Annotated in this window: 12 protein-coding genes; 9 read left to right on the top strand and 3 right to left on the bottom strand. The window is 64.5% G+C overall.

Going from position 1 to position 13,681, the window contains the following annotated elements; all coding sequences use genetic code 11:
* The 3 genes from hypC to hypE all read left to right on the top strand — a co-directional run bounded on the left by hypC (window position 1) and on the right by hypE (window position 2,654).
* Window positions 1-291: a HypC/HybG/HupF family hydrogenase formation chaperone gene (hypC, locus tag B9A11_RS00990; protein WP_058246197.1), complete on the top strand. Its 291-nt coding sequence runs from the start codon at window positions 1-3 to the stop codon at window positions 289-291.
* Complete coding sequence (hypD, locus tag B9A11_RS00995; RefSeq protein WP_058246196.1) at window positions 288-1,430, top strand: hydrogenase formation protein HypD; 1,143 nt, start codon at window positions 288-290, stop codon at window positions 1,428-1,430. The genes hypC and hypD overlap by 4 nt, the downstream gene beginning before the upstream one ends.
* Window positions 1,431-1,631: 201 nt before the next feature.
* A complete protein-coding gene (gene hypE / locus B9A11_RS01000) occupies window positions 1,632-2,654 on the top strand; it encodes a hydrogenase expression/formation protein HypE (protein WP_058246195.1) in 1,023 nt (340 codons plus the stop codon).
* 119 nt (window positions 2,655-2,773) lie between these two features.
* On the opposite strand, the gene B9A11_RS01005 is transcribed toward hypE, so the two are convergent.
* Together B9A11_RS01005 and B9A11_RS01010 are read right to left on the bottom strand one after the other, a co-directional pair.
* Window positions 2,774-5,233, bottom strand: coding sequence for a CheR family methyltransferase (locus B9A11_RS01005; RefSeq protein WP_058246194.1), 2,460 nt, complete (start codon window positions 5,231-5,233; stop codon window positions 2,774-2,776).
* A 102-nt stretch (window positions 5,234-5,335) separates the two neighbouring features.
* A complete protein-coding gene (locus B9A11_RS01010) occupies window positions 5,336-7,150 on the bottom strand; it encodes a putative bifunctional diguanylate cyclase/phosphodiesterase (RefSeq protein WP_058246193.1) in 1,815 nt (604 codons plus the stop codon).
* 212 nt (window positions 7,151-7,362) lie between these two features.
* Between B9A11_RS01010 and B9A11_RS01015 the strand changes: the two genes are divergently transcribed.
* The 5 genes from B9A11_RS01015 (at window position 7,363) to preA (ending at window position 11,356) form a co-directional block, all read left to right on the top strand.
* A complete protein-coding gene (locus B9A11_RS01015) occupies window positions 7,363-7,719 on the top strand; it encodes a helix-turn-helix domain-containing protein (RefSeq protein ID WP_083499744.1) in 357 nt (118 codons plus the stop codon).
* A gap of 18 nt (window positions 7,720-7,737) precedes the next feature.
* Complete coding sequence (locus B9A11_RS01020; RefSeq protein ID WP_058246191.1) at window positions 7,738-8,148, top strand: IclR family transcriptional regulator domain-containing protein; 411 nt, start codon at window positions 7,738-7,740, stop codon at window positions 8,146-8,148.
* A gap of 125 nt (window positions 8,149-8,273) precedes the next feature.
* Window positions 8,274-8,465, top strand: a complete 192-nt coding sequence (locus B9A11_RS01025) for a hypothetical protein (protein WP_058246190.1) — start codon at window positions 8,274-8,276, stop codon at window positions 8,463-8,465.
* Window positions 8,466-8,650: 185 nt separating this feature from the next.
* Window positions 8,651-9,979 carry an NAD(P)-dependent oxidoreductase gene (locus B9A11_RS01030; protein ID WP_058246189.1) on the top strand — a complete coding sequence of 443 codons (1,329 nt, stop codon included), beginning with the start codon at window positions 8,651-8,653 and terminating at the stop codon, window positions 9,977-9,979.
* A gap of 72 nt (window positions 9,980-10,051) precedes the next feature.
* Window positions 10,052-11,356 (top strand): NAD-dependent dihydropyrimidine dehydrogenase subunit PreA, encoded by a 1,305-nt coding sequence (preA, locus tag B9A11_RS01035; protein WP_058246188.1) that lies wholly within the window; start codon window positions 10,052-10,054, stop codon window positions 11,354-11,356.
* Between the two features lie 152 nt (window positions 11,357-11,508).
* Here preA and B9A11_RS01040 read toward each other — a convergent pair whose 3' ends face one another.
* On the bottom strand, window positions 11,509-12,120 hold the full coding sequence (locus B9A11_RS01040) for a TetR family transcriptional regulator C-terminal domain-containing protein (protein WP_058246432.1): 612 nt from the start codon (window positions 12,118-12,120) through the stop codon (window positions 11,509-11,511).
* Between the two features lie 205 nt (window positions 12,121-12,325).
* Between B9A11_RS01040 and B9A11_RS01045 the strand changes: the two genes are divergently transcribed.
* Window positions 12,326-13,576 carry a Zn-dependent hydrolase gene (locus B9A11_RS01045; RefSeq protein ID WP_058246187.1) on the top strand — a complete coding sequence of 417 codons (1,251 nt, stop codon included), beginning with the start codon at window positions 12,326-12,328 and terminating at the stop codon, window positions 13,574-13,576.
* The last annotated feature ends 105 nt before the right edge of the window (window positions 13,577-13,681 follow it).

A 13,681-nucleotide genomic window follows, 5' to 3' on the forward strand; every position in this document is an offset into this window, starting at 1 on the left:
ATGTGTCTGGGAATTCCGGGACAGATCGTCGAGATCACCGACGCGGCCCGCATGATGGCCATGGCCGAAGTGTCCGGCGTCCGGCGTGAGGTCAACGTCGCCTGCATCGCGGGGGCTGATCTGAACGAAGCGGTGGGCAAATGGGCCCTGATCCACGTGGGCTTTGCCATGTCCGAGATCGACGAGGCCGAGGCGGCTGAAACCCTCGAGGCGCTGCGCCATTTGGGCGAGGCCCAGGAAGAGCTGGAGGCAATGGCCGCAGGACAGGCCGCGCTGGAGGACGCGCGATGAAATACGCCGAGGAATTCCGCGACCCCAAGGCCGCCAAGGCTTTGCTGGCCCGCATTCAGGACGTGGTGACCGAAATCGGCGCCACCAAGGACAAGCCGGTCCACATCATGGAGGTCTGCGGCGGGCACACCCACGCGATCTTTCGCTATGGCTTGGACAAGCTGACCCCCGAGGGGCTGGAGTTCATCCACGGCCCCGGCTGCCCGGTCTGCGTTCTGCCCATGAGCCGCGTTGACGAATGCGTCGAATTGGCAGAGCAAGAGGGCGTGATTTTCTGCACCTTTGGCGACGCCATGCGCGTGCCGGGCACCCGCAAGAGCCTGATGCAGGCCAAGGCCGACGGCTGCGACATCCGCATGGTCTACTCGCCCTTGGACGCTTTGGAGCTGGCGCGGCGCAACCCGGACCGACAGGTGGTGTTCTTTGGGCTGGGCTTCGAGACAACGACGCCCTCGACCGCGCTGAGCATACAGCAAGCGGCGCGCGAGGGGCTGGAAAACTTCAGCGTGTTCTGCAACCACATCGTGGTGCCGCCGCCGATCAAGGCTTTGCTCGACGATCCGCATATGGTCTTGGACGGGTTTGTCGGGCCGGGGCATGTGTCCATGGTGATCGGCATCCATCCTTATGATTTCATTGCGCAGGATTACGGCAAGCCAATTGTCGTGGCGGGGTTCGAGCCTTTGGACCTGTTGCAGTCGGTGCTGATGGTGCTGGAGCAGATCCGCGACGGCCGCGCCGAGGTGGAAAACCAATACGCGCGCATCGTGCCCGAGCATGGCAACCCGGTGTCGCTGGCGGCGATCGAGGACGTCTACGAGATGCGCCCGAGCTTTGAGTGGCGCGGTCTGGGAGAGATCGACAGCAGCGGTCTGCGTATTCGCGAGAAATACGCCGCCTACGACGCCGAAGCCAAGTTCGGCATCGGTTACGGCGCGGGCGCGCGGGTGGTGAAAGAGCCCGAAGGCTGCGCCTGCGGCGCGGTGATGACGGGCCGGATGAAGCCGGTGCAATGCCCTCAGTTCGGTCTGGGGTGCACGCCCGAGATGCCCTTGGGCGCGTTGATGGTGTCCTCCGAGGGAGCTTGTGCGGCGTACTATCAATACGGCGGCGCGCGGGCGGCGGAACCTGCGGAATAAGCGGTTTCGTCCCGGCTGCGCCGGGCCGACCGGCGCGCCCCTAGCGGGGCGCGTTACAGGACCGAGGCGCGCCCGTGCCGGGCGCGAAGAGGGGGCGCTGCCCCGTCGCACAGAAGGTGCGCATCTAAACAGGAAGGGGGCGCTGCCCCCCTGCCCTGAAGGGCATTCCCCCCGGGATATTTGAAAAGAGAAGAAGACGAGATGGCGCTGAGAGATGAACGGGTGACGCTGGCCCATGGTGGCGGCGGCAAGGCGATGCGGGACTTGATCGAGGAGGTCTTTACCTCTGTGTTTCAGCCCGACGCCATGGAGGATCAGGCGCGTTTGGTGTCGGAAGCTTTGTGCGAGCCGGGGGCGCGTTTGGCGATGACCACCGATGGGTTCGTGGTCGATCCCGTCGAGTTTCCCGGCGGCGACATTGGCAAGATCGCGGTCTGCGGGACGGTGAATGACCTTGCGGTGGGCGGGGCGAAGCCTTTGTGGCTGTCGGCGGCGTTTATCATCGAAGAGGGCACAGAGATCGCGCTTTTGCGGCGGATCGTGGCCTCGATGCAGGCGGAGGCCGAGAAGGCGGGCGTGCGCATTGTGACCGGCGATACCAAGGTTGTCGGGCGCGGCTCGGCGGACAAGGTGTTCATCACCACCTCGGGTGTGGGGGTCATTCCGCCGGGGCGGGACATGGCCGCGACCAAGGTGCGGCCCGGCGATGTGGCCATCGTGAATGGCGTGCTTGGGGACCATGGCGCGGCGATCATGGCGGCGCGCGGGGATATGGCCTTGTCCGCCGAGATCCCGTCGGATTGTGCGGGACTTGGGCATTTGATGCAGGCCGTCCTGGCCGCCGCCCCTGATGCGCGGGCCTGCCGGGATGCGACGCGCGGCGGTTTGGCCAGTGCTTTGAACGAGATCGCCGAGGCGGCTGGCGTTGGGATCGAGATCGAAGAGACCGCCTTGCCCCTGCGCCCCGAGGTGAAGGGCGTTTGCGAGATCCTCGGGCTGGACCCGCTGTACCTGGCGAACGAAGGGACGCTGGTGGTGTTTGTGCCGGAGGATCAGGCCGAGGCGGCCTTGGCAGCGATGAAGACCGTGCCCGAGGGCGCGGGCGCGACCGTGATCGGCAAGGCCACAGACGGCCCCAAGGGGCGCGTTACCATGCGCACGCTGTTTGGCGGTGGGCGGATTGTCGACATGCTGGTGGGTGAGCAACTGCCGCGGATTTGCTGAGGGGCGTGGGGGGGCATCAAGGCGGCGCCCGCTTGGGGCCACCTCACCTATGCCCCTCTGGGCCACGGTAATTATGCCCCTCTGGGCCACTATAGTTATGGCCCTCTGGGCCAATATGATTATGGCCCTCTGGGCCAATGAAACACCAGCACCACGCCATCCCCGCCCGCATCGCCTTGGGGATCGCGCGGGGATGGGCCGATCTGGGGGAACACCCGCAGCCAAAGCGTGCCCCCCGGACCTTCGCCAGACAGCTCTGCCGGGCGCTTGCTGCGCGCCACGTCCTGCACCACCTGCGGCAAGGCATCAAAGTCCGGCCCAAGGCCCAGCCGCGCAATATCAAGCCCCTCCGGCGCAGACGCCAGATTGAGCCGCACCGCCAGTTGCGCGCTGACCCGGTGGATCACGCCCTGCGCGCTGACAACCACAAAACCGATGCCGAGGGCATCCAGCACCGCCTCCAGACCATTGGCATACAGACCAATATCTTCGGCCTGCGCCCGGATCGCCGCATTGCTGTGGTTCAACCCGTGATTGTCCCGGTGCAGCGCGCGATTGGCCATCTGCAACTCTTGGTTCGAGGCCAGCAGCTCTTCGCCCGTCGCCTCCAGCCGTTCGGTAACATGCTGCAAGGTCCGCTCTGTCAAGCGCAGATCGCGCTCCAGTTCCTGCACCCGGCGCGACAGGAACAGCGCGTCTTCCGCCTCTGGGGCTGTCTGCGGCGTCGGAACCGGCGTTTGGCCATCGCCAAAGGTCACCGCCACCAGCAGCAAGGGACCAGCCCCAGCGGTATCAAGCGCCTCGAATCGCAGCTGCACCCGTCCCGGTGCGCCCCCCGCCAGTTCCACCTTGAGCACGCGCACAAAAGTTTCAAACGGCCCTTCGCGCAGCTTTTCCAAGGCGACGGTGATGGGGATCTGCAAATCGTCGTGGACCACGTCTTCGACCGTGCGCAGGGACGCGCCGTCGGTCTTGCGCACCAGAACGCTGGCCGCGCCGAACCAGCCCAGAACCTCGCCTTCGGCCGAGATCAGCAGCGACGACGGCGCATAGCGGCGCAGCACCGCGTCAAAGCCGTTCAGAACCACATGATCGCGGTGGGCCAAGCCGATGCCCAGGCGCGGCCTTTGCAGCTTGAGCGGATCGCCCTGCGGGAGATCCTGTTCGGGCAGCGGCACCGGGCGCGGCTGCACATCGCCGCGCTTGCGGAACAGGCGCGCGCCGCGGTCGATCACCTCGAGCGCGTCTTGGTCGCGAATTAGCGTCTCGGACTGGCCCAACAGCAACGCCCCATCCGCGCGCAGCCCAAACAACACCATCGACAGCAGCCGCGCCTGCGGCTCTGGGTTGAGATAGATCAGCAGGTTGCGGCAGGACACCAGATCCAGTTGCAAAAACGGCGGGTCAACCAGCGCGTCGTGGCTTGAAAAGACGATATGCGCGCGCAGGCTCTTGCGCACGGCATATTGCCCGCCAACCCGTTGGAAATACTTGTCCCGCAGGACTTCAGGCACCGTTTCCACCGCGCCCACATCATACAGCCCAACCGACGCGACATCCAAGGACGATTGGCGCAAGTCACTGGCCAGAATGCGAAAATTGGGCGCGCGCCCTGCCGCCTCAAAGCTTTCGGCCAGTTCGATGGCAAGGGTGTAGGCCTCTTCGCCGGTGGCGCAGGCGGGCACCCAGATGCGCAGCGGCTTTTGCCCGTCACAGCTGGCCACCATCGGGTCCAGCACCTTGGTGCGCAGGGTCTGGATCACCTCCGAGTCGCGGTAAAAGCCGGTCACGCCGATCAGCAGATCGTCATACAGCTCGGCCACGGCGGCGGGGTCTGCGGCCAGCGCCTCGGCATAGTCATAAAAGCTGTCGTGGCGGCGCAGGCGCATTCGGCGGGTGATCCGGCGGGCCAGCATGTCGGTCTTGTAGGCGCTGATTTCCATATGGCAGGTCCGCTCCAGCAAACCCAGAATGCGGTCCAGCGCGGCAGAGTCGTCCGGCTCGGCGGTCTCGCCCTCAAAGGCGCGGGCCAGCACCGCCGGCATGCGGCCCGGTTCCAGTACGCCTTGCCCCTTGCGCCGGGCCAATCCCTGCCGGGGGCGTAAAAAGATCGGCGCGCCCGCCTCGCCCAGTTGCTGAAAGCCCAGCACCCCGTCCAGCGGCACCCGGTCAAGGCACACCACCGCCGTGCGCGCCGGGTCACGGCCCAGCAGCGACAACAAAAAGGTGTCCACGAGGTGCATCGGCTTGGTCTCGCCTTCGGGCGCGGGCGACAGGACAAAGGCCTCGTCCGCCAGTTCAACGCACGCATGGCGCGGCGGCAAATAGACCCGCCCGGGCGCCAGCCGCATCCCCGTCGACAGCCACTCCAGGATTGGCCCCCCGGACTTGTGCAGCACCTCCTTGAGCCGGGCCAGCTGCACCAGCGACAAGGGCTTGGTGAACACGATGGCCCAGGTCACCTGCGGCGGCAGCGCGGCAAAAAACGCCAGCAGGGGGTCGACCTCATCGGTGCTGATCCCCAGCGCAACCAGCCGCGGTGCGCCCTGCGGCTTTTGTAAACCACTCACCTTGGACATACCGTCCCTTTCGCTCACCTAACGCAGCGTAATGCACCGTTTGAAAATACAAAGCGTTTTTCGCAGACCGCGACACAACAGAACAGCCCGCCAAAGGCCGGATCAGGCCGCGCCCACCCCAACCTGCGATGCTGCGCCCAGCATGTCGAAAAGCGCCCCCTGCGGGCCGGGGCAGGAAAACAGGTAGCCTTGACCATAGACGCAGCCAATGTCCCGCAGCATCTGCCGCTGCTGCTCTGTCTCGATGCCTTCGGCAATCACCGTCAGGCCGGTCTGCCGCGCAATGTGCAAGATCGCCTCGACGATGACCCGGTCCTTGGGGTTGCTGTCCATCCCGGCGACAAAGCTGCCGTCAATCTTGAGAATATCGATGGGCCAGTCGCGCAGGTGCCGCAGCCCGCCGTAGCCCATGCCAAAGTCGTCCAAGGCCACCTGCGCCCCGCGGCTGCGCAGCTCGGCAAGGGTCTGGAAGATCCGCTGTCGCCCGCAATCGAGCATGGTGGTCTCGGTCACTTCGAACACGATATCGCACCACTCGGCCCCGTGCTGGGCCAGCAGCGCCTGCATGTCAAAGACGAACTCGGGCTTGGTCAGGTCCAGCGCGCAGAGGTTCACCGACAGCTTGGCCCGGCTGCCACTCTGCCGCGCCTGCGCCGCGACCTCCAGCGCCTGCCCCACCACCGTTTCCGTCAGTATGTTGGCAAAGCGATAGTCGCTCAGGATCGTGGCAAAGTCTTCGGGCGTGCGGATGCCCCCTGCCCCGTCTTCCCAGCGGGCGAGCACCTCGAAATAGGCGGGCTGGCCCGTGTCCAGATCCACGATCGGCTGAAAGAACGGCACCACGCGCCCCTGATCGATCGCATCCAGAAACAGCTGCCCCATGGCGCGGCTGTTAAAGGTCTGGTGGCGCGACGGGTCAAAGATCCGGTAGGCACTGCGCCCCGAGCGCTTGGCCGCGTACAGCCCCGCATCCGCCAGCTCGAACAGCGCGCGAAAGCTTTTGGCCTGCGACGGGAACAGCGCCGCGCCCATAGAAATCCGCCCCAGATCGGGCTTGTCCAGCGTCGCCGCCGCGCGCATCACCGCATTGCGGCAAAACACCAGGATCTCGGACAAGTGGGCCGCCTCATCCCCCGGCAGGTCCAGACACACGGCGAATTCATCGCCGCCAATGCGGCCCACGATGGCGCCCTGCGGCATGGCGTGAATGATGCTTTCAGCCACCAGTTTCAGATAGCGGTCGCCGAACTGGTGGCCATACAGGTCGTTCACCAGCTTGAAATGGTCCACGTCGATCACCACCAGCGCCGCCGGCTCATCGGTGGTGCGCAGCCGCTCGCAGGCCTTTGTCTCAAAGGACGTGGCGTTTTCCAGCCCCGTAAGCCTGTCGATCCGGGCCAGCTTTGTCAGCCGCGCGTTGCGCCGCTCCAGCACCATCAGATCGAATTCGGTGAAGAACCGGGTAAAGAGGCTGTCCAGCAGCGCCTCGCCCGCCTTCATCAGCGCCATCGCCGCAGGTTCCGCCGCGGCCCTGTCGGGTTTGCGATACATCAGGCCGACCACCGCCATGATCCGCCCGTCCCCGTTGGCCAGCGCGATGGTCAAAATCTCCAGACCGTCGGCGGTGGCCCGGTGCCACATCCAGGTAGGCCCGCCGCCCTGAATGGCCTCGAACTGCGCCATCGCGGCGGTTATCAACTCTGGGCTTTGCGCTGCGGCCTCGCCCGGTGCGGGGTCCGGCCACATGCCTTGGATCGGCGTCTCGCTGCGGGTGAACGTCTGGCACAGGCACACATGCAGCGCCTCGGCCCCCAGCCCCGACACGGCCGCCTGACCAAAGGACGACAAAAAGCGGCGGAACTCTTGTATGGGTTCCCCGTCTTCCTCGATCAGAGCCTTGCTCCATAGTCTTGTCATTGACACTCTCCCGACGCAGAGCTCGGAGATCGCTACACGTGCATTAAGACGTCCAACGCCGGGAATGGCCCTGACGCTTGGTAAAAAACCTTTAATCAAAATGCTTAACGAAGCGTTAAAGAGCGGGCTAAAGTTTTAAGATCACAGGCGCAGACCGCCCCTTCGCCGCCCAATTAAGCAGGACCCCGATGCCATAACCCAAGGTCAAGACCATCAACGCCCTCGCGCGCGGGCTGGACGTGCTGACGCTGCTGCAAAGCTCGGGTCAGATGACGCTGGGCGATCTGCACCGGCGCACGGGCATTCCAAAGGCGTCGCTGCTGCGCATCCTCAAAACCCTGCGGGCGCGCGGCATGGTCTGGCAGCGCATGGCCGACGGCGCCTATGTGGCGTCCTACTCGCTGGCGGAACTGGCCGGGCACATGGACCGCGAACAGGCGCTGGCCGAGGTCGCCTCGCCCATCCTTGAACGCCTGTCGGACCGGATCAAATGGCCCTCGGTGCTGGCCGTGCCGCGCCTGACCCACATGGAGGTGATCGAAACCAACGCCCCGCGCGCCTATATCTAGAGTATCCCGCTGGGGCCGGTGGGCTTTCGCATCAACATGCTGCGCTCGGCCTCTGGGCGGGCCTATCTGGCGTTTTGTCAGGACACGATCCGCGACGCCATTCTGGATCGCCTGCGCCAAAGCGGCCATAAGGGCGACCGTCAGGCGCATAGCCCCGACTACGTGGCGCGCTGTGTCAGTGATGCCCGCGCGCAGGGCTTTGCCTTTCGCGACCCGGATTTTGGCGGCGACTTTAACGAGCCGCGTAGCGCGGTGGATGACGCGCGCGACTCGCTCGCCGTGCCGATCCGTCTGGCCGAACACGTCCCCGCCGCGCTGAATGTCACCTGGTCGCGCAAGGTGTTCCGCCGCGATTTGGCCCGCGCGCAGTTTGCCAGCGCCGTTCAGGACGCCGCCGCAGACATCGCGCAGGCCATGAACGCCGGCTAAAGGGCGGCGCATCGGCCATTCCTCGCGCACCGTCTATTCCCAGAATTGATAGAGATCATTTGCCGCTTGTATCGGCTATGCACATGCTGCCACCATCGCGTGCACCCGCACAAGGAGACCAGACCATGAAAAAACTTATTGCCGCGGCGGCCGCCGTATCAACCTTTGCAGCCGCGGGCTGCGTGCGCCCGGACAGCGATCTGGAAAGCGCCCTGGTGGGGGCCGCCATCGGCTGCGCCGCCGGTGAAGTCCTTGTCGAAGGCCGCTGCGTCGAAGGCGCGATCGTCGGCGCAGGCGTCGGCGTTCTGACCAACTGACCCCTCGGCGCAAAGCGCGCCCTCGTGTCCGCTTTGCGCCCCCTTCCCCGCTGCCAAGGCGCGTTTGCCACTTTCTTGGGCAGCTTTTCGCAAGCGGCGAAAAAATCCGCGCCCCTTAAATTTTACCAATTGATAAATTTTTGAACCGTGGCACAGTGATCCCCGTGACAACCCACGGAGACGCCATGACCAGCCCAGCTACGCCCGGCATCGCAGCCGGCCGGCTCGCCCCCGACACCCTGGCCGAGAACTTTGCCGACCTGCACGCGCCCTATGATGCGCACGAGGCCCGCGTGGCCGCCGATCGGTGCTATTTCTGCCACGATGCGCCCTGCGTGACCGCCTGCCCCACCGACATCGACATCCCGCTGTTCATCCGCCAGATCTCGACCGGGATGCCCGAAGCGGCGGCCCAGACGATCTTTGAACAGAACATCCTCGGCGGCATGTGTGCCCGCGTCTGCCCGACGGAAACGCTGTGCGAACAGGTCTGCGTGCGCGAAACCGCCGAAGGCAAGCCGGTCGAGATCGGCCGCCTCCAGCGTCACGCCACCGACACCGCCATGGCGCGCCAAAGCCACCCCTTCACCCGTGCCGCTGAGACGGGCAAACGTGTGGCTGTCGTCGGCGCTGGCCCTGCGGGTCTGGCCTGCGCCCACCGCCTCGCGCTCAAGGGCCACGCGGTCGATGTCTTTGATGCCAAGGAGAAACCCGGCGGCCTCAACGAATACGGCATCGCGTCCTACAAATCGACCGATGACTTCGCCGCCCGCGAGATCGACTGGCTGCTGCAAATCGGCGGCATCACGCTTCATACCGGCCAGACCCTTGGCCAAACCCTAGAGCTTAACCAACTGGCCCAAGACTATGATGCGGTATTCCTCGGGATCGGCCTCGGCGCGGTGAACGCGCTGACCTGCGACGGCAATGACCGCGCAGGCGTCATGGACGCGGTCGATTTCATCGCTGACCTGCGCCAGACCCGCGACCTGACGACCCTCCCCGTCGGGCGCAACGTGGTGGTGATCGGCGGCGGCATGACCGCCGTCGACGCTGCCGTGCAGGCCAAGCTGCTGGGCGCGCAAAACGTCACCCTCGCCTACCGCCGGGGGCGCGAGCAGATGGGGGCCTCGCGCTTCGAACAGGACCTCGCCGCCTCCAAAGGGGTCACGATCCTCACCAACGTCATGCCCGTCGCCATCCACGGCAACGGCAGCGCCGCGCAGATCGAACTGGAGTACACCACCGCCGAAAGCGGCACCCTCACCGGCACCGGCGAGACGATCCGCCTGCCCGCCGATCAGGTCTTTCGCGCCATCGGCCAGACCTTCGCCGGGATCGACGGCCCCGAACTTGACCGCGGCAAGATCAAAACCACCGGCGCAGGCCGCACCACCATGCCCGGCGTCTGGGCGGGCGGCGACTGCACCGCGGGCGAAGACCTGACGGTGGTCGCCGTCTCCGAAGGCCGCGACGCCGCCGAAGACATTCACGCCGCGCTCACGCAGGCATGACCCCCATGTCTTCTTCTCTTTCCAAATATCCAATTCCCCGGCCCGCCACAGGCGCCCCGCAGGAGACCACACATGGCTGATCTCACAACAAATTTCCTCGGCATCTCTTCGCCAAACCCGTTCTGGCTGGCGTCCGCGCCGCCCACCGACAAGGAATACAACGTCCGCCGCGCCTTCGAGGCAGGCTGGGGCGGCGTGGTCTGGAAAACCCTCGGTGCCGAAGGGCCACCGGTCGTCAACGTCAACGGCCCCCGCTACGGCGCGATCTACGGCGCGGACCGCCGCCTTTTGGGCCTCAACAACATCGAACTCATCACCGACCGGCCGCTGGAAACCAACCTCGAAGAGATGGCCCGCGTCAAAGCCGACTACCCCGACCGCGCGCTGATCGCCTCGATCATGGTGCCCTGCGACGAGGCGTCGTGGAAAGCCATCCTGCCGCGCGTCGCCGAAACCGGGGCCGACGGGATTGAGCTGAACTTTGGCTGCCCGCATGGCATGGCCGAACGCGGCATGGGCAGCGCCGTCGGCCAAGTCCCTGAATACATTGAGATGGTCACCCGCTGGTGCAAGCAATACTACGACAAGCCGGTGATCGTGAAGCTGACCCCCAACATCACCGACATCCGGATGCCCGCCGAGGCCGCCAAGAACGGCGGCGCGGATGCGGTCAGCCTGATTAATACCATCAATTCAATCACTTCGGTGGACTTGGACATGATGGCCCCGCAGCCGACCATCGACGGCAAGGGCACCCACGGCGGCTATTGCGGCCCGGCGGTCAAGCCCATCGCCATGAACATGGTCGCCGAAATCGCCCGCAACCCCGCCACCCACGGCCTGCCGATCAGCGGCATCGGCGGGATCACCACTTGGCGCGATGCCGCCGAGTTCATGGCGCTTGGCGCGGGCAACGTGCAGGTCTGCACCGCCGCCATGACCTATGGCTTTAAAATCGTTGAGGAAATGAAGCGCGGCCTGTCCCAGTGGATGGACGACAAAGGCTATACCAAGACCTCGGATTTCATCGGCATGGCGGTGCCGAACGTCACCGATTGGCAGTATCTGAACCTCAATTACATCACCAAGGCGCGGATTTCGCAGGACGATTGCATCAAATGCGGGCGCTGCTTTGCCGCCTGCGAGGACACCAGCCACCAGGCGATCACCATGTCCGAAGACCGCGTCTTTGAGGTGCAGGACGACGAATGTGTGGCCTGCAACCTATGTGTCGACGTCTGCCCGGTGGACAATTGCATCACCATGGAGCGCGTCGCCCCCGGCGAGGTCGACCAGCGCACCGGTCAGGTTGTCCCGGCAGAGTACGGCAACTGGACGACCCACCCCAACAATCCCATGGCCAAAGCGGCCGAATAATCCCCCTGAGGTCCAAACTGGGGCGCGCTTCTGGCGCGCCCTTTTTCATGCGGATACGCAAACCTGTGACATTTATACAATTGTCAGACAATTAAATGTCAGACAATTAAAGCCTCGCGTGAACGCAGTTCAGAACGCTGTTCACGCCAAAATCAAGCGGGCGTCAGCAGCCGTTTGAACAGCACCTCCAGATGCGCCGCCGCCCCCGGATAGGGGTCGTCATGGCCCAGCACCGCGCGCACCTGCACATCGAAATCCGAATAATGCTGCGTCAGCGACCAAATCGAAAAGATCAGGTGCACCGCGTCCACTTCGGCGATTTTCCCGGCGGCGATCCAATCGCGAATACAGCCTGATTTTTCATCAACGAGGCTCTTTAGGTCGGTCTCGAGGATACCTTGGATGTTCGGCGCGCCGCGCAGGATCTCATTGGCGAACAGGCGGCTTTCGCGCGGATAATCGCGGGCCATTTCCAGCTTGCGCCGGACGTAGGCCATGATCTCTTCGAGCGGCTCACCGCTCGGGTCCATCGCCGCCAGCGGATCAAGCCAGGTTTCCAGCAAACCGGACAGAAGCTCTTGGAAAACCGCCTCTTTTGACGGGTAGTAATACAGCAGGTTGGGCTTGGACAGGCCTGCCTCGGCGGCAATCCGGTCCAGCGTGGCGCCGCGGAATCCTTCGGCAGAAAACACGTCCAAGGCCGCCTCCAGGATCGTTTGCCGCTTGGCCTTTTGGATGCGCGTCAGGGGGCGCTTTTCCGGTATCTTTTTATCTTCCGCCAGTTTTCGAGCCATACGTCCGGTCTTTCCGCCTAAATAATCAGCACCTGTTCATTTGCATAGCGCGCTTCTTGACTGATGCCGGACCTCTGGTAACGTACCTTTGACCATATGGTCAAAAGACGCATGAGCGACACCGCTTAACGACAAATGAGCCTTGATTCTAAGGCCAAGCGACAGGGGATACAACATGGCAGCGCCCAGCGCGAACCTGAGTGTGAATGGCGACCGGCTGTGGGACAGCCTGATGGAGATGGCCAAGATCGGCCCCGGCGTGGCGGGCGGCAACAACCGCCAGACCCTGACCGACGCCGACGCCGAAGGGCGCGCGCTGTTCCAAAAATGGTGTGAGGACGCGGGCTGCACCATGGGGCTGGACACCATGGGCAATATGTTTGCGATGCGCGAAGGCAGCGATCCGGACGCCCTGCCCGTCTATATGGGCAGCCATCTGGACACCCAGCCCACGGGCGGGAAATACGACGGCGTGCTGGGGGTTTTGGGCGCGCTGGAGGTGATCCGCACGCTTAACGACCTGAATATCAAGACAAAACACCCCATCGTCGTGACCAATTGGACCAACGAGGAAGGCACGCGCTTTGCCCCGGCGATGCTGTCATCGGGCGTTTTTGCGGGGGTACACACCCAAGATTGGGCCTATGCGCGCGAGGATGCCGAGGGCAAGAGCTTTGGCGCGGAACTGGAGCGCATCGGCTGGAAGGGCGACGAAGAGGTCGGCGCACGCAAGATGCACGCCATGTTCGAATTGCACATCGAGCAAGGCCCGATCCTGGAGGCCGAGGGCAAGGATATTGGCGTGGTCACCCATGGGCAGGGCTTGTCCTGGACCCAAGTGACGGTGACCGGCAAGGACGCGCACACCGGATCGACCCCGATGCCCATGCGCAAGAATGCAGGCCTTGGGATGGCGCGCATTCTGGAAAAAGTCGATGAGATCGCGTGGTCGCACAAACCGCACGCGGTGGGCGCGGCGGGGCATATCGACGTCTACCCGAACTCGCGCAATGTGATCCCCGGAAAGGTGGTGTTTACGGTCGACTTCCGCTCGCCCGAACTGGCGGTGATCGAAGATATGGAGGCGCGGCTGAAGGTCGAGGCGCAGGCGATCTGCGATGAGATGGGCCTTGAGGTGGCTTTTGAAAAGGTTGGCGGCTTTGACCCCGTGGCCTTTGACGAGGGCTGCGTGGGCGCGGTGCGCGCGGCGGCAGAGCGTCTGGGCTATTCGCATTTGGACATCATTTCCGGCGCGGGGCATGATGCCTGCTGGATCAACCAGGTGGCGCCGACGGCGATGATCATGTGCCCGTGTGTGGACGGGCTGAGCCACAACGAGGCCGAGGAGATTTCCAAGGAGTGGGCCAAGGCGGGCGCGGATGTGCTGTGTCACGCGGTGGTCGAGACGGCGGGGATTGTGGAGTGATTTGAGGGTTTTGGGGGCGCTGCCCCCCTGCCCGTTGGGCATTCCCCCCGGGATATTTGAAAAGAGAAGAAGCATAGGGCCGCGATCATCTGGTTGGGCCGCAGG

It is taken from the genome of Tropicibacter naphthalenivorans (assembly GCF_900176475.1).
Taxonomy (GTDB): Bacteria; Pseudomonadota; Alphaproteobacteria; order Rhodobacterales; family Rhodobacteraceae; genus Tropicibacter; species Tropicibacter naphthalenivorans.